The organism is Micromonospora sp. NBC_01740, assembly GCF_035920365.1.
Taxonomy (GTDB): Bacteria; Actinomycetota; Actinomycetes; order Mycobacteriales; family Micromonosporaceae; genus Micromonospora; species Micromonospora reichwaldensis.
This window is the reverse complement of sequence record NZ_CP109150.1, coordinates 542,837-562,470: the sequence shown is the minus strand read 5'-3', so window position 1 is coordinate 562,470 and position 19,634 is coordinate 542,837. Positions and strand designations below refer to the sequence as shown.

General features: G+C 74.9%; 15 protein-coding genes and 1 pseudogene. 9 read left to right on the top strand and 7 right to left on the bottom strand.

Translation table 11 applies throughout. The features are described from left to right. Positions 1–44: 44 nt before the first annotated feature. Together OG989_RS02490 and OG989_RS02485 are read left to right on the top strand one after the other, a co-directional pair. The gene (locus OG989_RS02490; protein WP_327029564.1) at positions 45–1,454 is read left to right on the top strand and encodes a M1 family metallopeptidase; all 1,410 of its coding nucleotides are present in this window, start codon (positions 45–47) and stop codon (positions 1,452–1,454) included. A gap of 155 nt (positions 1,455–1,609) precedes the next feature. Continuing rightward, complete coding sequence (locus OG989_RS02485) at positions 1,610–3,067, top strand: M1 family metallopeptidase (RefSeq protein WP_327029563.1); 1,458 nt, start codon at positions 1,610–1,612, stop codon at positions 3,065–3,067. 6 nt (positions 3,068–3,073) lie between these two features. Here the strand turns inward: OG989_RS02485 and OG989_RS02480 are convergent, their stop codons facing one another. Continuing rightward, on the bottom strand, positions 3,074–4,198 hold the full coding sequence (locus OG989_RS02480) for an LCP family protein (RefSeq protein WP_327029562.1): 1,125 nt from the start codon (positions 4,196–4,198) through the stop codon (positions 3,074–3,076). A gap of 136 nt (positions 4,199–4,334) precedes the next feature. Here OG989_RS02480 and OG989_RS02475 point away from each other — a divergent pair, with 136 nt between their 5' ends. Then, a complete protein-coding gene (locus OG989_RS02475; protein WP_151456086.1) occupies positions 4,335–6,032 on the top strand; it encodes an FAD-dependent oxidoreductase in 1,698 nt (565 codons plus the stop codon). A 14-nt stretch (positions 6,033–6,046) separates the two neighbouring features. Here the strand turns inward: OG989_RS02475 and OG989_RS02470 are convergent, their stop codons facing one another. Continuing rightward, on the bottom strand, positions 6,047–7,081 hold the full coding sequence (locus tag OG989_RS02470) for a Brp/Blh family beta-carotene 15,15'-dioxygenase (RefSeq protein ID WP_327029561.1): 1,035 nt from the start codon (positions 7,079–7,081) through the stop codon (positions 6,047–6,049). Between the two features lie 25 nt (positions 7,082–7,106). Then, complete coding sequence (locus OG989_RS02465) at positions 7,107–7,805, bottom strand: bacteriorhodopsin (protein ID WP_192581494.1); 699 nt, start codon at positions 7,803–7,805, stop codon at positions 7,107–7,109. 293 nt (positions 7,806–8,098) lie between these two features. On the opposite strand from OG989_RS02465, the gene guaA reads away from it, so the two are divergent. Beyond that, positions 8,099–9,655 carry a glutamine-hydrolyzing GMP synthase gene (guaA, locus tag OG989_RS02460; protein WP_151456083.1) on the top strand — a complete coding sequence of 519 codons (1,557 nt, stop codon included), beginning with the start codon at positions 8,099–8,101 and terminating at the stop codon, positions 9,653–9,655. A 7-nt stretch (positions 9,656–9,662) separates the two neighbouring features. Here the strand turns inward: guaA and OG989_RS02455 are convergent, their stop codons facing one another. Further along, on the bottom strand, positions 9,663–9,980 hold the full coding sequence (locus tag OG989_RS02455) for a PspC domain-containing protein (RefSeq protein ID WP_151456082.1): 318 nt from the start codon (positions 9,978–9,980) through the stop codon (positions 9,663–9,665). 144 nt (positions 9,981–10,124) lie between these two features. On the opposite strand from OG989_RS02455, the gene OG989_RS02450 reads away from it, so the two are divergent. The 3 genes from OG989_RS02450 (at position 10,125) to OG989_RS02440 (ending at position 13,390) form a co-directional block, all read left to right on the top strand. After that, positions 10,125–11,072, top strand: coding sequence for an NUDIX hydrolase (locus tag OG989_RS02450; RefSeq protein ID WP_151456081.1), 948 nt, complete (start codon positions 10,125–10,127; stop codon positions 11,070–11,072). Positions 11,073–11,186: 114 nt separating this feature from the next. Continuing rightward, a complete protein-coding gene (locus OG989_RS02445; protein WP_327029560.1) occupies positions 11,187–12,107 on the top strand; it encodes an NUDIX hydrolase in 921 nt (306 codons plus the stop codon). Positions 12,108–12,469: 362 nt separating this feature from the next. Then, positions 12,470–13,390 (top strand): CDP-alcohol phosphatidyltransferase family protein, encoded by a 921-nt coding sequence (locus tag OG989_RS02440; RefSeq protein ID WP_327029559.1) that lies wholly within the window; start codon positions 12,470–12,472, stop codon positions 13,388–13,390. A gap of 66 nt (positions 13,391–13,456) precedes the next feature. Here the strand turns inward: OG989_RS02440 and OG989_RS02435 are convergent, their stop codons facing one another. The 3 genes and pseudogenes from OG989_RS02435 to OG989_RS02425 form a co-directional block, all read right to left on the bottom strand. Continuing rightward, positions 13,457–14,710, bottom strand: a complete 1,254-nt coding sequence (locus OG989_RS02435) for a phosphatidylserine decarboxylase (protein WP_151457468.1) — start codon at positions 14,708–14,710, stop codon at positions 13,457–13,459. Between the two features lie 786 nt (positions 14,711–15,496). Beyond that, positions 15,497–15,730: pseudogene (locus OG989_RS02430) on the bottom strand (hypothetical protein); the annotation flags it as partial. After that, positions 15,727–17,400 (bottom strand): PspC domain-containing protein, encoded by a 1,674-nt coding sequence (locus OG989_RS02425; RefSeq protein ID WP_327029558.1) that lies wholly within the window; start codon positions 17,398–17,400, stop codon positions 15,727–15,729. The pseudogene OG989_RS02430 and the gene OG989_RS02425, both read right to left, overlap by 4 nt. Positions 17,401–17,571: 171 nt before the next feature. Here OG989_RS02425 and OG989_RS02420 point away from each other — a divergent pair, with 171 nt between their 5' ends. Beyond that, positions 17,572–18,837, top strand: a complete 1,266-nt coding sequence (locus OG989_RS02420; protein WP_151455192.1) for an ATP-binding protein — start codon at positions 17,572–17,574, stop codon at positions 18,835–18,837. Next, entirely contained in the window at positions 18,837–19,523 is a 687-nt protein-coding gene (locus OG989_RS02415) for a response regulator (RefSeq protein WP_132230977.1), read from the top strand. Before OG989_RS02420 ends, OG989_RS02415 begins: the two co-directional genes overlap by 1 nt. Positions 19,524–19,634 lie beyond the last annotated feature (111 nt).

Below are 19,634 nucleotides of genomic sequence, written 5' to 3'. Positions count from 1 at the left end.
GCAAGCAGCACCACCCGCACCGGCCGCGCCGATAGGCTCGGCCGGTGCGTCGTACCCGCCGTCGGATCCGCCCCGCGCTCGCCGTCGCCGTCGTCGCGGCCCTGGTGTCCCCGGCCTGCACGAGCGGCGACGAGCGGGGCGGCTTCCGGCCCGGGGCGACCGACCTCGGCGACCCGTACGTGCCGGGGGCCGGCAACGGCGGCTACGACGTGGCGGGCTACCGGCTCGCCGTGCGCTACGACCCGGCGACCGACCGGCTCGCCGGGCGGGCCGCGCTGACGGCCACCGCGACCACCGGGCTGTCCCGGTTCAACCTGGACCTCGCCGGGCTGGACGTGTCGCGGGTGGCCGTCGACGGCCACCCGGCCGGGTCCGCCCGCGACGGCGACGAGCTGGTGGTCACCCCGCGCGACGGCCTTCCCCGGGGCGCCCGGTTCGTCGTCGAGGTGGACTACTCCGGCGTGCCGGCGGCCAAGGCCGACGGGCAGCTCGGCAGCGGCGGCTTCCTGCACACCGACGACGGCGCGATCGCCCTCGGCCAGCCCTGGTCGGCGGCCACCTGGTTCCCGGTCAACGACCACCCGTCCGACAAGGCCACGTACGACATCGAGGTGACCGTCCCGGACGGGCTGGCCGCGCTGAGCAACGGGGTGCCGGGGGAGAAGACCAGCGCCGGCGGCTGGACCACCTGGCGCTGGGCCGAGCGGTCGCCGATGGCCAGTTACCTGACGACCCTGGTGATCGGCGACTACCGGGTGCGCAGCGGCACGCACGCCGGCAGGCCGATGGTCACGGCGGTGCCGGCGAGCCTGCCGGAGAACGGGCCGGAGGCCGCCTCGCTGGCCCGCACCGGCGAGATCGCCGACTTCCTGGCCAGCCGCTTCGGGCCGTACCCGTTCGACTCCTACGGCGGTGTCGTGGTCACCGACGCCCGGATCGGCTACGCGCTGGAGACCCAGTCCCGACCGGTCTACGGGCCGGGCTTCTTCCGTGGCGGGCGACCCAACCCGGGGGTGGTCGCGCACGAGCTGGCCCACCAGTGGTTCGGCAACAGCGTGGCGCTGAGCCGGTGGAGCGACATCTGGCTCAACGAGGGCTTCGCCAGCTACGCGGAGTGGCTGTGGGAGGAGCACGACGGCGGTCGTACCGCGCAGCGCAACTTCGAGCTGGAGTACGCCGCGACCGACTGGTCCCGGCCGTCCGTCGACCCCGGACGGTCCCGGTTGTTCGGCGCGGCCGTCTACAAGCGTGGCGCGCTCGCCGTGCACGCGTTGCGCCGCACGGTCGGCGACGAGGCGTTCTTCCGCGTCCTGCGGACCTGGACGGCCGAGCGGCGCGACGGCAACGCCACCACCGACGACCTGATCGCCCTGGCCGAGCGGGTCGCCGGGCAGCCCCTGCGCCCGTTCTTCGACGCCTGGCTCGTCGGCGGGAGCGCCCCCGCACTGCCCTGACGCGGCTCGCGTCGGCGATCGGTAGGCTGCGGCCGGACCCGGCGCGGCACCGCCTGCCCGCCCGCCCCCGTGCGGCGGGGCTGGCGGCACCGGCCGGCGCGGGTCCACCACGCTCGCCGGTGGGGCAGCCGGCGACGCAGGGAGGAGAAGAGGCGATGACGCTGTCGCGGCGGACGCTGTGCGCGGGCACCGGCCTGCTACTGGCCGGGATGCTGGGGCTGGCCGGCTGCGGGTCGGCCGAGGAACCGGTTCCGGCCCCGAGCACCGCCGCGCCGGCCGCGCCGCGCCAGCTCCTCCTCGGCGCGGCCGGCGTCGGCGACGCCTACTTCCCGACCTACGGCAACGGCGGGTACGACGTCAGCCGCTACACGGTCAAGGTGCGCTACGACCCGGCGGAGGACCGGTTGACCGGAACCACCACCGTGCAGGCGGCGGCGACCGGCGACCTGTCCGCGTTCAACCTGGACCTGGCCGGGCTGACCGTGCGGTCCGTGACGGTGGACGGGGCCCCGGCGAAGCACGGCCGCAAGGGCGACGAGCTGGTGGTGACTCCGGCCCGTGGCCTGATCGCCGGCAACGGCTTCGTCGTCGAGGTCGCGTACGACGGCAAGCCGGAGCCCCTGCGCAACGAGGTCCTCGGCAGCGGCGGCTTCCTGCACACCGACGAGGGGGCGATCGCGCTCGGCCAGCCCGAGTCGGCGAGCACGTGGTTCCCCGTCAACGACCATCCCTCGGACAAGGCCACCTACGACTTCGAGATCACCGTGCCGAAGGGGCTTACGGCGGTCAGCAACGGTGTGCCGGCGGGAAAGAGCACGACCGGCGACTGGACCACCTGGAAGTGGGCGGAGCGCAGCCCGATGGCGAGCTACCTGAGCACCGTGGTCATCGGGAAGTTCCGGATCACCGAGGGCGAGCACAAGGGACGGCCGGTGTTCCACGCGGTCACCACCGACCTGCCCTCGGGCGCGGCGGACCGGTCGATCGCCGACACGGTCAAGGTGACCGACTACCTGGAGAGCGTCTTCGGGCCGTACCCGTTCGAGGCGTACGGCGGTGTGGTGATCTCCGACGCCCGGATCCGGTACGCCCTGGAGACGCAGAGCCGCCCGGTCTACTCCGCGAGCTTCTTCTCCCGCGGCGAGAACACGGCCGTGGTCGCCCACGAGATGGCGCACCAGTGGTTCGGCAACAGCGTGTCGCTGGCGAGGTGGCAGGACATCTGGCTCAACGAGGGCCTGGCCACGTACGCCGAGTGGCTGTGGGCCGAGCACGACGGCGGGCGCACCGCCCAGCAGGAGTTCGACGCCCGGTACGCGGGCTCCTCAGGCCAGGTGTGGCGGACGCCGCCGGGCGAGCCGGGGGTGGCGAACCTGTTCAGCGAGTCGGTCTACCAGCGTGGCGGGATGACCGTGCACGCGCTGCGGGTGGCCGTCGGCGACAAGGCGTTCTTCGAGATCCTGAAGACCTGGGCGGCGCAGAAGCGCGACGCGAACGCGACCACGGCCGAGTTCGTCGCGCTGGCCGAGCGGGTCTCGGGCAAGCAGCTCGACGACCTCTTCGAGGCGTGGCTGTACGGCAAGCAGCGGCCGGACCGTCCCGAGCGGGTGTGACGACGCTCAGCGCGTGACGCGCAGCTTCGGGTTGGCGGCGAGGTAGGCGTCGGCCCGGCCGGCGCGCAGCTCGGTGAGGAACTTCCGCCCGGTCTGCGTGAGCTCCTCGCCCCGGTAGGCGCTGCCCCTGCCGACGCCCGCGCCGGGCAGGTCGACCAGCACGAACCTCTCCGGCGTGAGCCCGCCGAGGGCGTACGCGACGTCCACGACGCGCGGCCCGCCCGCGTAGACCAGGGTGTCGCCGAGCGCGTCGACCACCTGCTGGACGCGCTCCGGCTGCCGGGCCAGGTCCTCGCCGAGGATCTTCGTGGCCAGCGCCTTGACCAGCTGCTGCTGGTGGCGCTGCCGGGCGTAGCCGCCGCCGGTGACGTAGCGCTGCCGGGCGTAGTCCAGCGCCTGCCAGCCGGTGAGGTGCCGCTCGCCCTTCTCGTAGACCATCTGCGGCCCGGTGTAGCCGCCACCGCCCGGCGCGGGCTCCCGGTGCCGGCCGTCGGGGCGGCGGTGCAGCGAGACCACCCGCTGGTCGACGTAGAGGTCCACCCCGCCGAGGCTGTCCACCAGCCGGTCGAAGCCGTTGAAGGTGAGCACCGCGCCGGCGTCGAAGCGCAGCCCCGTGTAGCCGCTGACCGTGCTGCGCAGCAGCTCGTACCCCTGGGCGGTGCTCGGCTGCTTCGGTCTGCCGGGCACCCGGCTGCCGTAGCTCATCGCGTGGGTGAGCTTGGTCCTGCCGCCGCGGTAGCCGGCCTTCGGGAAGGCCGGGATGTCGACCAGCAGGTCGCGGGGGAGGGAGAAGAGGTACGCCCGGTCGAGTCCCTTCGGCACGTGCAGCACCAGCACGGCGTCACCGTGCGGCTCCCAGCCCGGCACGCTGACCCGGGTGTCCACCCCGACGAGCAGGAGGTTGAGCGGGCCGGTGATGCCGGCGCCCGGCGTCGCGGTCGGGCTCGGGCTCGGGGTGGGGCTCGCCTGCGGCGTCCCGGTGGCGCCCGTCGGCCCGATCGCGCGCCGCGGCCCGTCGTCGCGGACGAGCCGGGTGACCACGAGGGCGCCCACGGCCACCAGGACCACGACCGCCAGGGCGGCCAGCCCCAGCACCCATCGCGGGCGTGGCGCCCCTGTCCGCTGAGTCATGCGACACCCCCGGTGATGACAACGCCTCGACGGGGGCGCCGAGTTGTGGGCGGGCGCCTCCGGGATCGTGGACCGGAGCATGATCCCGCGAAATCGGGCGCTGGCGCGATGGCTACCGAGCGGTAATGATGCGGTCATGCGGTACGACGTGCTCGTCATCGGGTCCGGCTTCGGCGGCAGCGTCACCGCGCTCCGGCTGGCCGAGAAGGGCTACTCGGTCGGGGTGCTGGAGGCCGGGCGTCGCTTCGCCGACGACGAGTTCCCGCAGACCTCCTGGCGGCTGCGGCGCTTCCTGTGGGCGCCCCGCCTCGGCTGCTACGGCCTCCAGCGGCTCACCCTGCTGCGCCCGGCCGACCGGAAGGCCGGCGGCGGCGTCCTGGTGCTCTCCGGCGCCGGGGTCGGCGGTGGCTCACTGGTCTACGCCAACACCCTCTACGAGCCGCTGGACGCCTTCTACACGGACCCGCAGTGGCGGGACGTCACCGACTGGCGCGACGAGCTGGCCGGCCACTACGACCAGGCGAAGCGGATGCTCGGCGCCACCACGTACCCGCTCGTCACCCGCGCGGACCGGGCGATGCGGGCGGTGGCCGACCGGATGGGGGTGGGGCACACCCACCACGCCACCCCGGTCGGCGTGTTCATCGGCCGCCCCGGCCAGCGGGCCACCGACCCCTACTTCGGTGGCGCCGGGCCGGAGCGCACCGGCTGCACGCACTGCGGCGCGTGCATGACCGGCTGCCGGCAGGGTGCGAAGAACACGCTGGTCAAGAACTACCTCTGGCTGGCTGAGCGACTCGGCGCGCGGGTGCACCCGCTGACGACGGTCACGGCCGTCCGCCCGGCCGGCGACGGCGGATACGCGGTGCACACGGTGCGCACGGGGGCCTGGCTGCGCGCGCGGCGGCAGGTGATCCACGCCGACCAGGTGGTCTTCGCGGCCGGCGCGCTCGGCACCCAGGGGCTGCTGCACGCGATGAAGGCGGAGGGTGCCCTGCCCGCGCTCTCGCCCCGCCTCGGCGAGCTGACCCGGACCAACTCGGAGGCGATCCTCGGCGCCTCGGTGCCCCGCCGGCAGGCCCGCGCCCAGGGGCTCGACTTCACCGAGGGGGTGGCGATCACCAGCTCGTTCCACCCCGACCCGCAGACCCACGTCGAGCCGGTCCGCTACGGCCGGGGCTCGAACGCGATGGGCCTGCTCCAGTCGCTGCTGGTCGACGGCGGGCCGCGCCGGGTCCGCCGCTGGCTGGGGATCCTGCTGCGCCAGCCCGGCACGGCGGCCCGGCTGCTGTCGGTGCGTGGCTGGTCGGAGCGGACGGTGATCGCCCTGGTCATGCAGTCGGTGGACAACTCGCTGACCACCCGGCTGCGGCGCGGCCCGTTCGGCCGGCACCTGGTCTCCGGGCCGGGCCACGGCGCGCCCAACCCGACCTGGATCCCGGCCGGCAACCAGGCGGCCCGCCTGCTGGCCGAGGAGATCGGCGGTACGCCCGGCGGCGCCCTGACCGAGCCGTTCGACATCCCGATGACCGCCCACATCCTCGGCGGAGCGGTGATCGGCGCCACCCCGGCCGACGGCGTGATCGACCCGTGGCACCGGGTGTTCGGCCACCCGGGGCTGCACGTGGTCGACGGCGCGGCGGTCTCGGCGAACCTCGGGGTGAACCCGTCGCTGACCATCACCGCCCAGGCGGAACGCGCGATGTCCTTCTGGCCCAACAGGGGCGACGCGGACCCGAGGCCGCCGCTGGGTGAGCCGTACCGCCGGCTGGAGCCGGTGCCACCGCGCCTCCCGGCGGTGCCGGCCGACGCCCCCGGCGCCCTGCGCAGCTGACCAGGGCCCGGTGGTCACCTTGTCCAGCCTGACGGCTCCGGCCCGCGTCGCTCCGTCCAGGCGACCAGGACCGCGTGCGGGAGGGTCAGCGCGGCCAGCACGGCGAACGTCGCGGGCAGCGGGTCCGACCGGTGGCCGGGCCAGGCGACCAGGGCGATCAACGCGGCGACGGCCACCGCCGTGGGAGCTGCCGCCTGCCGGGCGAAGCGCCGCAGCGGCGGCCCGACCCGTCCGGCCGCCAGGTCGGCCGTGTTACGCGGGTCGTGCCGCAGCAACCGGGCGACGTGGCGGCAGGAGTGCCAGGCCGCGAAGTACGCCCCCACGGCCAGGGCCGGCGGCACGGTGCCGAACAGCCCGGCGAGGAGGACGGGTTCGACGGCGTCGCGGGCGCGTCCGGCGCGGGCGTACCGGATCGCGGTGACCGCGACCGCGCCCAGCACGGTGGCCAGCGCCAGCGCCCGCACCTCGACGGTGAGCAGCGCCGGTGCCCGAGGTGCCACTGCCGCCAGCAACGGGTCGACCTGGTCCCGCCACAGCGCCAACGGGACGACCACCGGCGGTCCCCCGTGCGCGAGCACGGCGGTCACCCTCGCCCGGACCGGCCGGCGGTCCCGCTCGGCGTGGAACGCCACGTCGGCGGTGCCGAAGTGGACGACCGACACGAGGAGGAAACCGACTAGCGCCAGGTCCGGCGCGGCCAGGAAGGCCGCCAGCCCGGCGCCGGCCACGGCGGTGTAGACCACCAGCAGCGCCACGCGCGCCGCCAGCGGCCGGGCGCGCTCCGACAGTCGAGCGGGCACGAGATGGTCGACCGCGCCGTGCGGCAGCCCGAGGAGCAGTCCCGCGACCAGGAAGGCCGGCGAGCCGCCCGGCCCGGCGGCGTCGATCAGCGGCGACATCGCCAGCAGCCCGCCGAGCGCGAGCTGCGAGGCGGTCCCGGCGCGCCGCAGCAGCCGGTCCGGCCGCCCCGGGCCCTCCGCCGCGCCGGTTGTCGTGCCCGCCGGCGGTCGTCGGGTCCGGGCGGGCGCCCGGTCGTCCGACGCCGGCACCCGGGAGCCGGCTCCGGTGGCCGGGTCAGACGACGGTGAGGTGACCACGGTTTGACAGGGCGCGTAGCCGGCCGAGATCGAGGATGCTCCAGCCCACCTTCGACACGATGGACAGCACGACGAGGAGCAGGCTGGTGGTGGCGGAACTGAACAGGCCGACCCCGGATGGGCCGAGGATCCAGAACACGGGATAGCCCGCCCAGAGCGCGCTGAGCAGCAGTGCGGCCTCCGTGTAGACCCCCGCGATCTCTTCCGGCTGGCGGTGCGCGTGGGCGCGCAGCGGTCCCCAGATCAGGGCGTAGACCGCGAGCAGGGCCAGCACCCCGATCGCGTACAGGGTGTAGCGGGCCGCGCCGTCGGCCGTGAGGTCGGCGAACAGGCCGCTGAGGATCACCACCACGTTCGCCCCGGCGAGGACGCCCATCAGCCGCCAGCAGCGTCCGGGCAGGGAGTGCGTCGCGGTCAGCATCAGGGCCACCAGCAACAGTGGGGCGGTTACCACCCAGTCGACGTACCGCGCCCAGTAGAGCGTGTGGCCGGCCACCTCCGTGCGCCCGCCGCCCAGCGCCATGAGCAGGTACCAGGAGCCGGACCAGAGCGGGATGGCGATCGCGACCCGGTACTCGCTGCGCGGAACGCCCCGCGGGTCCGCGCGCCACCGGCTGAACAGCACGACCCCGCCCGCCATGGCGGCGACGTACATCCACAGCCACCACTCGGTCATGCCCACCCCCGGCCGGCTCCCGGCACCCCGCGCCCGCCGGCTGCCGCTGCTGACGACCCGGGCGTACGGCCGGGCAGCCGCCCGGACCCGTCGAGTCCCGTGCGTGCGCAGGCGGCGGGCGGTACGAACACCGTATACAGGTCAAAAAGGGCATACAGGCCTAATGGCTTCCGCCGGAAGGGCGGTGGCGCGCCGGATCCCCCGTACGGTGGGCGACGTCACCTCCGCCGCGACGGCGGCGTGGGGGCGGACCGGCGGGGGGCGCGGCGGCGTCGTCGGTAGGATTTGCTGCCATGAGCACGCCTCGCCCCGTCCTCGTGGTGGACTTCGGAGCCCAGTACGCCCAGCTCATCGCGCGTCGGGTGCGTGAGGCCAACGTCTATTCCGAGATCGTGCCGCACTCGATGCCGGTCGCCGAGATGCTGGCGAAGGACCCGGCGGCGATCATCCTCTCCGGCGGCCCGTCCAGCGTCTACGCGCCGGGCGCCCCGCAGATCGACGCCGGCATGTTCGAGGCCGGGGTGCCGGTCTTCGGCATCTGTTACGGCTTCCAGGCGATGGCCCAGGCGCTCGGCGGCACGGTGGCCCGCACCGGCAACCGCGAGTACGGCGGCACCCCGCTGCGTCCCCGCCTGCTCGACCCGGGCGTGCTGCTCCGCGACCTGCCGGCCGACCTGCCGGTCTGGATGAGCCACGGCGACTGCGTGACCGAGGCCCCGGCGGGCTTCACGGTCACCGCCGAGTCGGCGGGGGCGCCGGTCGCCGCGTTCGAGGACGTGGCCGGCCGCCGGGCCGGCGTGCAGTTCCACCCGGAGGTCGGGCACACCGCGCACGGCCAGGAGATGCTGCGCCGCTTCCTGCACGACATCGCCGGCATCGCGCCGACCTGGACGCCCGAGAACATCATCGACGAGCAGGTCGCCCGGATCCGCGAGCAGGTCGGCGACAAGGAGGTCATCTGCGGCCTGAGCGGCGGGGTCGACTCGGCCGTCGCCGCCGCGCTGGTGCACAAGGCCGTCGGCGACCAGCTCACCTGCGTCTTCGTCGACCATGGCCTGCTGCGCGCCGGCGAGGCCGAGCAGGTGGAGAAGGACTACGTCGCCGCCACCGGCATCAAGCTCAAGGTGGTCGACGCGGCCGACCGGTTCCTCGGCGCCCTGGCCGGGGTCACCGACCCCGAGCAGAAGCGCAAGATCATCGGTCGGGAGTTCATCCGGGTCTTCGAGGCCGCGGCGCGGGAGGTCGCCGCCCACGGCGACGTCGAGTTCCTCGTCCAGGGCACCCTCTACCCGGACGTGGTGGAGTCCGGCGGCGGCACCGGCACCGCCAACATCAAGAGCCACCACAACGTCGGCGGCCTGCCGGAGGACCTGAAGTTCGCGCTGGTCGAGCCGCTGCGCACGCTGTTCAAGGACGAGGTCCGGGCGCTCGGGCTCCAGCTCGGCCTGCCCGAGGCGATGGTCTGGCGGCACCCGTTCCCGGGCCCGGGCCTGGCCATCCGGATCATCGGCGCGGTCGACCAGGAGCGGCTCGACCTGCTCCGGCGGGCCGACCTGATCGCCCGCGAGGAGCTCACCGCCGCCGGCCTTGACCGGGGCGTCTGGCAGTTCCCCGTGGTGCTCCTGGCCGACGTGCGCAGCGTCGGCGTGCAGGGCGACGGCCGCAGCTACGGGCATCCCGTGGTGCTGCGGCCCGTCTCCAGCGAGGACGCGATGACCGCCGACTGGTCCCGGCTGCCCTACGAGGTGGTGGCGCGGATCTCCACCCGGATCACCAACGAGGTCGCCGAGGTCAACCGCGTGGTGCTGGACGTCACGAGCAAGCCGCCGGGCACGATCGAGTGGGAGTGATCCCGCCTCACGCCGCCGGCGGATAGGTCGGCTGCGTGGGCGGCGCCACGGTCGGCTGCGCCACCGTGGGCGGCGGGGCCTGCGCCGGGTGCGGCCAGGCGGGCGCGTCGGCCGGCTCCTCGGGCATCAGGAACCACATGATCGGGTACGCGAGCAGCGCGAGCCCGCCGGTGAGCAGGCCGGTGACCGCGAAGACCACCCGGACCAGGGTGGGGTCGACGGCGAAGTACCGGCCGAGGCCGCTGGCCACTCCGGCGACCATCCGGTCCGTGACGGGGCGACGGAGCTGCTTGTACGGGGGCTGGGGAGGGGCGGTGTAGGTCATGTCTCCACGGTCCGCGCCCGTCGTCGGGCCGTCCTCGGTGACCGCCCGGATCCCTACCCTGACCCGCCCCTGAGGCGCGAGCATTCAGTCAGGAATCTGACTCTTTTCGATGGAGGTAACCCGGGCCGGGGAGAATTTGCCCCCGTGACCACCATGCTGGAGCCGCTCCGCAGGATCGCGGCATACGCAGTTTGTGCTGATTCAGTCGGCCGGGTGTTGCTGGTCCGCGCATCGGAGCGCTCCGGCACCCCCGGCACGTGGTCGCTGCCCGGCGGGGCGGTCGACCACGGTGAGGATCCCCACCACACCGTCGTCCGGGAGACCGCCGCCGAGACCGGCCTCTCCGTCACCGTCGCCGGCCTGCACGACGTGCTCGCCGACATGCGGGCGCTGCCGGAGCGGGGCATCACCATCCACACCGACCGCCTGATCTACCAGGTCTCGGTCCGTGGCGGGACGCTCGCCGACCGGGTCGACCGGCCGACCGACCTGGTTCGCTGGTTCACCCCGGCGGAGGCCCGCGAGCTGCCGCTGCGGTCGTTCACCGCGCGGGCCCTGGGCCTGCCCGCCTCGTCCGCCGACATCGTTCCGGACGAGGCGCCGGAGTTCCCCTCGTTCTACGCCGTGCCCGGCCCCGACGGGCTGCACCGGGCCCAGCGCTTCGCCGCGTACGCCGTGGTGACCGACCCGGACGACCGGGTGCTGCTCACCCGGGTCTCCGACGGCTACCCGGGCGCGGGCTGCTGGCACCTGCCCGGCGGCGGCACCGACTACGGCGAGCAGCCCGGCGCGGCCCTGATCCGGGAGCTGGTCGAGGAGACCGGGCAGACCGGGCGCCTCGTCGAGCTGCTCGGGGTGGCCAGCCACCGGGACGCGGCCTCCCTCGGCCCCGAGGGCTACCCGATCGACTGGCACGGCGTCCGCGCCTTCTACCGGGTCGTGGTCGACAAGCCGGCCCCGCCCACCGTCGCCGACGTCGGCGGCTCCACCTGTGAGGCCCGCTGGTTCGGCCGCGAGGAACTGGGCGCCCTCCCCACCGACCGCCTGACCGAGGTGACGGCGGAAGCCGTCCAGGCCGCCCGCCTGGCCTGACCGCCCGGCCCCCTGTTCCTTGATCACGAGGTCGACCGGGCGGCACGCCGGACCCGCTGCGGCTAACCTCATGATCGACGGAACGGGTCGGCGCGGGCGGGGGAGTGCGGGCGGGTGGAACAGCGGCGGCGGGTCGGCGCGTACGGCGTGTGTCGGGGCGCGGACGGGCGGGTGTTGCTGGTCCGGGGTTCCGCCTTGTGCCCGGTCCCGGGCGTCTGGCAGGTGCCCGGCGGAGGCCTCGAGCACGCCGAGCATCCGGCGCACGCGGTGGTCCGCGAGTTCGCCGAGGAGACCGGCCTCACCATCGAGGTGACGGGGCTGCGGGCGGTGTCCGCCGACGTCACGACCTTCCGTGCCGCCGACGTCGCGGTGCACACCGATCGCGTGGTCTTCGACGTCACCGTGCGGGCCGGTGAACCCCGGCCGGAGCCGGCCGGCGGCACCGACGAGCTGGGCTGGTTCACGACCGACGAGGCGGCGGCGGTGCCGCTCATGCCGTTCACCGCCGAGTTGCTCGGCGTGCCCGTGTCGCCCCTGCCGTCCGATCTGCCCCGCTCGCCGGCGGAAGGTCCGGCCACCCCGTCCGACCGGAGGCAGCGCTTCGGGGCGTACGGCCTGGTCACCGACCCTGCCGGCCGGGTGCTGCTCACCATGATCGCCGACGGCTACCCGGGCGCCGGCCGGTGGCACCTGCCCGGCGGCGGGACCGACCACGGCGAGCAGCCGGTCGCCGCGCTGCTGCGCGAGCTGGTCGAGGAGTCCGGCCAGCTCGGTCGGGTGGTCGAGCTGATCGGCGTCGACAACCTGCACAACCCGGCCGCGCTGGGCCCGGAGGGGCGCCCGCTCGACTGGCACGGCATCCGGGTGCTCTACCGGGTGGCGGTGGACGCGCCCACGGAGCCACGGGTGACCGAACTCGCCGGCGGCTCCACCGCCCGCGCGGGCTGGTTCACGCCGGAGCAGCTCGCCGGGCTGCCGCTGAGCGGGATCGCCGCACTGGCGCTGGCCAATGCCCCTACCGACGAGCGTCCGTAACCGGACATCGGTGTCCCCGGCACCCGCTCACCGAGCCGACGGAGACGGGGTCCGGTACATTCGATGTGGGGTTGGTGGAGGAAACGGGCGATGGAGCCCGAGATGGGAATAAGAGAGCGGTACGCGCGGTTAGACCAGATATAAGTACCGCCGGCAGCTATCGCCAATCCCCGTTCCCCTATGCGATGGTGTACTCCGCAAAACGGCTGCCGGGCCAGAAAGGTCCGGCACGAGACAGCCGGACAGCCGCCCTCGCGACGGTAAACCGATCCGGTGATGGAGGAAACGTGCCGAGAGCCCCATGGCGCCGGCGTCGTACCACTGACAGTCCGCGTCCCGCAGGGCGTCGTTGGGCGGGCCCGTTGCGCCGCAGCAGCACGCTCGCCCGGCAGGTGCTGCTGGTCCGGGTGGGGCGCCGCGACGGCGACCTGCACGCGACCAGCGACCTCTCGATGCCCGAGCACCGCTACGCCGACCGGCCGCGACGCCGCTACGGACTCACCCGGGTCGAGCGCGCCGACGTCGCCTCGATCGTCCCGGTCAGCCCCGCGCTCGGCCCCACGACCCCGGTCGACGACGACTCGGCGATGTCGATCCCGCTGCTTCCGGGCGAGCGGACGGTCGCCCGCCGGATGAAGTTCGCGGTGGTCAACGCCTGCACACTCAGCAGCCTGATGCTCGGCATGCTGGCCATCTTCCTGGCCATGCAGGGCGAGGTGCGCGTCGCCGCGCTCTGCCTGATCGCCTGCGTCGTCTTCGACGGCCTCGACGGCGCGCTCGCCCGCAAGTTCGGCGTGGCCAGCCCGTTCGGGGCGCAGATGGACTCGCTGGCCGACATGTGCTCGTTTGGGCTCGCCGCCCCCGTGGTGGTCTACGCCTCGCTGGCCGGTTCGGTCTCCACGCCGGCCGCCGCGGTGGCCTGCGCCCTCGTGGCGGCGTGCGCGGCGATCCGGCTCGCCCGGTTCAACGTCTCGCCGAAGGACGGCCGGTTCTTCTGCGGCGTGCCCACCACCATGGCCGCCGCAGTGCTCGCGCTGACCGTCGCCATCGGGCTGCCGGTGCCGGGCATCGTCCTGGTCGCCGGCGTGGCGCTGCTCGCCTTCGCCATGGTCTCCAGCTTCCCCTACGCGAAGCTCGCCCGGCTGCTGAAGCTGCCGCCGTGGCTGTGGCTGGCCCCGGTGATCGGCGCGCTGATCGACATCCGGCTCACCTTCGCCCTGATCGTGGTCGGTTACCTGGTCAGCGGCCCGGTGCTCTGGCTGCGTCAGCGTCGTACCGCCTGACACACGTACGCGAGAAGGGGCGCCGCGCATTCGCGGCGCCCCTTCTTCGTGTCGTCCGGCCGGGCCTCAGCGCCAGCGGGCGATGACGGTCGAGCCCCCGACGACCTTGTCCCCGGGGCCGACCAGCGGCTCCGCCGCGTCCGCCGGCAGGTAGACGTCGGTGCGCGAGCCGAACCGGATCAGGCCGAAGCGCTCGCCCCGGGCCAGCAGCGCGCCGATCGGCGCCCGCTGCACGATCCGCCGGGCGATCAGGCCCGTGCGCTGCGCCACGACCACCGTGCCGCGCGCGGTGTCCAGCACCGTGTACGCGGCCACGTTGTGCTCCGCCGCCGGCTTCATCGCGTTGGCGAAGCCACCGTCGGCGACGAAGTAGTCGACCACCTTGCCGGCCACCGGGGCACGGTTGACGTGCACGTCCAGCACCGACAGGAAGACCGCGATCCGCAGCCACTCGCCCTCGCCGAAACGCTCGTCGTGCAGCCGCTGCACGGACAGCACCCGACCGTCGGCCGAGGCGACGACCGCCGACGGGTCCTCCGGCACGTCGCGCTCCGGGTCCCGGAAGAAGGCGGCCACGGGAGCGGCGGCCAGGGCCGGGAGCAGCCAGAGCTTCGACTTCGGCCGGGTCGCCCGGGCCACCGCGGCCAGGCCCAGCGCGATGCCGGCCGCGGCCACCCCGTTGGAGTCGATGTGCATCCCACGGGTCAGCGGGACGCTGGACGGGCGGTACGCCGGCGCCAGCCGGGCCGCCGACGCGGCGTCGGCCGGGGTGTAGCGGAGCCGGTACACCCGCAGCGGCGGCGTGTTGCGCAGCACCAGGTCGACCCCGACGCCGTACAACGCGCCCTGCCGGTCCAGTTCGGCGGCGGCGCCCGCGGTACGCCCCGGCGTCGCGGTCGTGGCCACGCTCAGCACCGCGCCGTCGGCGAGGTACTTCGTCAGGCCCTCGACGGCGGCGCGGGTCTCGTCGGCCGTGCCGGTGAGCGGCTCCGCGGCGACGACCACCGCGGCCGGCTCGGCCTCGGCGAGGGTGTCGACCACGCGGACCCGGTCGGCCACCCAGCGACCCTGGGCGGTGACGTGCTCCCGGAGGGCCGCCGGGGAGGCCGACCCGGCGGGCACCAGGGTGAGGGTGTCGCCGGGCAGCAGCGCGTCGATCGCCGCGGTCAGCACCGCGGACTCGGGCGTCGCGCCGACCAGCAGCGCGGCCTTCGGATCGTTGATCCGGGCGAGCTCGGAGACGAGGGTACGGGCGGCTCGCTCGCCGATGCGGACCGGACCGGACCGGCCGAAGGTGCGCACGGCGGGGGACTGCGTCATGTCGGACGGACTCCTGACGGGTAGAGACGGGAATCGCGGCGGGACCGCCACGGCGGCGCGTCCGGCCGGCGCGGCGGCCAGGTCGGTGCGGCGGCCAGGTCGGCGCGGGCCGGCCGGCGGAGGCGAGTTCTCCACGGCCAGCATAGGCCGCCGCCGACGACGGCCGCACCGCTGTGGTCAGCCGCGCGGGTGCTCCCCACCGGCCGACGGCCCGTCGGTCCGCCGGGACAGGGCGTCCTCGTCGGCGGCGCGGTCCTCGACCGCCTCGGGCCGGACGTCGGTGACGGCCTCCGTCGGCCACTCGTCGGCCTCGTCCCCGGTCCGCAGGCCACCCGTCGTCGGCCCGACCGTCGCCGGCGTATCCGTGGTCGCCCCGCCGGTCGTCGGCACCTCCGCCGTCTGCCCGACCGTCGCCGGCGTCTCCGTGGTCGCCCCGCCGGTTGTCGGCACCTCCGCCGTCTGCCCGGCGGTCGTCGGTTCCTCCGCCGGCTGTCCGCTCGGCGGCAGCCCGGCCGTCGTCGGTGCGCCGGTCGTCGGCGCGGAGACGTCCCACTCGGACCGGGTGCCCCAGTCGGTCGGCTCGCCCCAGTCGGAGCGCCGGCCGCCCCACGCCGTCGGCTCGTCGGCCGGCGCGGGCCGGTCGAGGTCCCAGCGGGTCGGGTCGATCCCGGTGGCCTGTCGGTCCGTGGCCCGGCCCGCCGGTTCCGCGCCCGGCGGGGTGGAGACGGGCGCGACGGTGTCCGGGGCGACCGCGTCGGAGGCGGTGGCGTCGGTGAGGGCGGCGTCGGAGGGGGCGTCGCCGGAGGGGGCGTCGCCGGGCGTGGGCGCGGCGCCGGACCGCCCGGAGCGCAACGCGCCCAGCAGGCCCAGCAGGCCGATCAGGATCAGCGCGCCGGCCAGGAACCAGCCGACCGGGGGGAGGGCGAGCCCGAGCAACTGGGCGAGCAGCCACCACGCGGCGAGGCCGAGGAAGATCAGCCCGAAGGCGAAGGACACGATGTCGGTGCGGTGGGCCTTCACCGGGTCACCTCCAGGTTGCCGGCGTTGACGTGGATGTAGAGGCGCAGCGTGCCGCCGCCGGGGCCGTCCGGACCCAGGTCGGTCGTCTCCCGCAGCTCGCCCGCCAGCCCGCCGGAGTGCTTGCCGAAGACGACCGCGTCGCCGGCGTTGACGTCGGCGACCGTGGTGACGTCGACGTTCGGCGGCACCACCACCGTGCACTCGCCGAAGTTGACGGAGACGGTGATCTCGGTGTTCTTCTTGTCGAAGTCGACCGCGCGCAGGTCCAGGACCGTGTCGCCGAAGCTGTTCTCGTACCGCAGGGCGAGGTCGCGGTGGTCGGTGGGCGCCCAGGTGACGTTGCCGTCGACGCCCCGGATCCGGTCGTAGGACTCGGCCACGGTGGCCACGCCGAGCGCGGCGGCGGCCACCACGCCGAGCGCGATGAGCCAGCGGGCCCGTCCGAACCAGGTGCCGACCAGCAGGCCGAGCCCGATGGTGGCCAGCGTGGCCGCGAAGTAGGCCGACGCCCCGATGGCGTAGACGTCCAGCAGGTCGACGACGGCGACCACGCCCAGGGCGAGGAAGATCAGCGAGAACGTCACCGCGCCGAGCGGGGAGCGCTCCTTCGGTCGCTTCGGCGGCTTCGGCGGCTTGCGCGGTGCGGGCGGCACGACGGTCTGCCCGGCGTACGGGCCGTGCGGGGCGAACGGGGGCCGGTAGCCCGGGGGCCGGGGCGGGGGCACCGGGTGGCCCGGTCCCGGTGCGCCCGAGGTCGCGGCGGGCCAGCCGGACGTGGGCGCTGCCGGGGGCCAGCCGACGGTCGGCGTACCCGCGGGTGGACGGGCGGGCGGGGCCGGGGCGGCCGGCGGCCAGGCGGGCAGCTCGGCGGTCGGTGGGGAGACCGGGGCGCTCCAGGCGGGCTGGGCGACGGTCGCCGGCGGGGCCGGGACCGGGCCCGATCCGGGGGCCACGGCCACGGTCGGCGGGGCCGCGTACGCGACCGGGGCGGGATGGCCGACGGGTGGCACCGGCCCGGGCGGGGCGGTGGGCGGAACGGGCGGGACGGGGCCGACCGGCGCGCCCTGGGCGGCCCTGTTGTCGCGGTTCAGCAGCAGCGCGCCGCCGATCAGGATCGCGGCGCCGAGCAGCACCGCCCGGAACGCGTCCGTGACGATGTAGCCGAAACTGATCGCGACCAGGATGCTCAGCACGATCACCGTGACCGGGGACATGCTGGACCGGCCCCGGCCCAGCATGGACTCGACGGGAGAGGCGCTGTCCCCCTCGCCCGGGATGATCAGCCAGGCGGTGACGTAGACCAGGATGCCGATGCCGCCGAAGAAGCCGAGCACCGCCAGCAGCACCCGCCAGAGGACCGGGTCGGTGTTGGTGGCCCGGCCGATGGCGGCGCAGACGCCGGCCAGGTAGCGGCCGTCGCGGGGGCGCACCAGGCCGTACCGCGAGGTGAAGCCGGCGCCGCCGAACGACGGCTGCGGTCCGGGGCCCGGCCCGGCGCCGGGTGGTGGCGTCCCGCCCGCGTCCCCGGCGGGGGGCGGCGCGGCCACGGGGGGCGGCGCCGCGGAACCGGCGGGCGGTGGCGCGGAACCGGCGGGCGGTGGCGCGGTCGGCGGTGGCCCGCCCGGCTGAGCGGCCCCGGGGTCGGCGGGCTGGGCAGCTTCCTCGGTCATGCCTCGATCCTGCTGCCCCGACCCGCCGGACGGCCTCAGGACCCGACCCTGACCCCACCCTGAGATCCCGGTGGCCCGAATGTCGGGGGCGTCCCCGTGGTCGGGCCCCGGTGCGTCGTGTGACGATCGATCCGACACCGGAAACGGACCGTCGCCCGCTCCGTGCCCGCCGTGACCAGGGAGTCTCCGATCAGCGCCGTGACCCAGCCACCCCGCCTCTACCGCGCCCCCGAGCACCGGATGGCCGCGGGGGTGGCCGCCGGCATCGCCGACCACCTCGGCATCTCGGTGCTGCGGGTACGGGTCGCCTTCATGGTGCTGCTGGGGCTGAGCGGGCTCGGCCTGCTGCTCTACGCGGCCTTCTGGGCGGTCGTGCCGCTGCGCCCGGGCGACACCGCCGTACCGGCCCGCAGGGACGTCGCCCAGCTGCTGCCGTTCGTGGCGATCGGCCTCGGCGTGCTGCTGGTGCAGGTGATGGTCTTTGACTCGGTCGGGGCGGCGGGCACCGCCGGCTGGCTGGTCGCGATCATCGCGGTCGGCGCCGGGGTGATCTGGCACCAGTCGGCGCCGGAGCGGCGGCGGCAGTGGGGCGACTCCATGCCGGTGCCCTGGCTGGGCGCGGTGGTGGAGGAGAGCGACCGGCGGGCCTTCGTGCTCCGGTTCATCGGCGGCGGGGTGCTGGTCGCGGTGGGCATCATCGGCGTCGCCGCGGTGTACTCCCCGGCGCAGAACTTCGACGCCGTGCTCAACGGCGTGATCTTCGCCCTGGTCGGGCTCGCCGGGGTCGGCGTGGTGGCCGCGCCGGTGCTGTGGCGGACGTACAACCAGCTCCGGTCGGAGCGCGAGGGGCGCATCCGGGAGCAGGAACGGGCCGAGCTGGCCGCCATGGTGCACGACCAGGTGCTGCACACCCTGGCCCTGATCCAGCGCAACGCGAGCGACGTGAAGACCGTCCAGCGGCTCGCCCGGGGGCAGGAACGCTCGCTGCGCAACTGGCTCTACAAGCCCACCGGCTCGCCCACCGAGCGGTTCGCCGCCGCCCTGGAGCAGGCCGCCGCCGAGGTCGAGGACACGTTCGCGATCACGGTGGAGGCGGTGGTGGTCGGCGACCGGGAGACCGACGAGCGGGTCGGCGCGCTGGTGGCGGCCGCCCGCGAGGCGCTGGTGAACGCCGCCCGGCACGCCGGGGTGCAGACCGTCTCGCTCTACGCCGAGGTCGAGCCGGATCAGGTCAGCGTCTTCGTCCGGGACCGGGGGAAGGGCTTCGACCCGGATACGGTGGAGGATCACCGGCACGGGGTCCGGGGCTCGATCATCGGGCGGATGAAGCGGCACGGCGGCCGGGCGGAGATCCGCTCCGAGCCGGGGGAAGGGACCGAGGTCCGGTTGATCCTGCCGATCACCCGCGACCCGGCAACGGCGGAGAGGGACAAGTGATGACCGAGCAGTCGATGGAACCGGTCGAGGGGGCGGCTGCCCGCGCCGAGCGGCTGCGGGTCTTCCTCGTCGACGACCACGCCATGTTCCGCGCGGGGGTCCGCGCCGAGCTGGGCGCGCACGTCGAGGTGGTGGGCGAGGCGAGCACCGTCGCCGAGGCGGTCACCCGGATCGCCGCCACGCTGCCCGACGTGGTGCTGCTCGACGTGCACATGCCCGACGGCGGCGGCCGGGCGGTGCTGGAGGCGATGCGGCGTACCCACCCGCAGGTCAGGTTCTTGGCGCTGAGCGTCTCGGACGCGGCGGAGGACGTGATCGGGCTGATCCGGGCCGGCGCGCGGGGCTACGTCACGAAGACGATCTCTCCCGAGGAGCTGGCCGCCGCGGTCCGCCGGGTGGCCGACGGCGACGCCGTGTTCAGCCCCCGGTTGGCGGGGTTCGTGCTGGACGCGTTCGCGGCCCGTCCCGACGCCCCGGTGGCCGACCCGGAGCTGGACCAGCTCACCAACCGCGAGCGCGAGGTGCTGCGGCTGCTCGCCCGGGGGTACGCCTACAAGGAGATCGCCAAGGAGCTCTACATCTCCATCAAGACGGTGGAGACGCACGTGTCCAACGTGCTTCGCAAGCTCCAGATGTCCAACAGGTACGAGTTGTCCCGCTGGGCGGCCGACCGTCGGCTCGTGTGATCCAATTCTTTTCCCCGTCATATGGGACGGAACCGACGAATGCGGCCCACAGGGGCTGACAAGCGATCAACTCCCGTCACATAATGCCCCGTCGCGTTCTCGCGTGCGGGT

Coding starts and splice junctions, on each gene's coding strand:
- OG989_RS02455 (WP_151456082.1), bottom strand. CDS start 9,980: ATGACCTACACCGCCCCTCCCCAGCCCCCGTACAAGCAGCTCCGTCGC.
- OG989_RS02435 (WP_151457468.1), bottom strand. CDS start 14,710: ATGACGCAGTCCCCCGCCGTGCGCACCTTCGGCCGGTCCGGTCCGGTC.
- OG989_RS02465 (WP_192581494.1), bottom strand. CDS start 7,805: ATGACCGAGTGGTGGCTGTGGATGTACGTCGCCGCCATGGCGGGCGGG.
- OG989_RS02485 (WP_327029563.1), top strand. CDS start 1,610: ATGACGCTGTCGCGGCGGACGCTGTGCGCGGGCACCGGCCTGCTACTG.
- OG989_RS02480 (WP_327029562.1), bottom strand. CDS start 4,198: ATGACTCAGCGGACAGGGGCGCCACGCCCGCGATGGGTGCTGGGGCTG.
- guaA (WP_151456083.1), top strand. CDS start 8,099: ATGAGCACGCCTCGCCCCGTCCTCGTGGTGGACTTCGGAGCCCAGTAC.
- OG989_RS02475 (WP_151456086.1), top strand. CDS start 4,335: ATGCGGTACGACGTGCTCGTCATCGGGTCCGGCTTCGGCGGCAGCGTC.
- OG989_RS02415 (WP_132230977.1), top strand. CDS start 18,837: ATGACCGAGCAGTCGATGGAACCGGTCGAGGGGGCGGCTGCCCGCGCC.
- OG989_RS02425 (WP_327029558.1), bottom strand. CDS start 17,400: ATGACCGAGGAAGCTGCCCAGCCCGCCGACCCCGGGGCCGCTCAGCCG.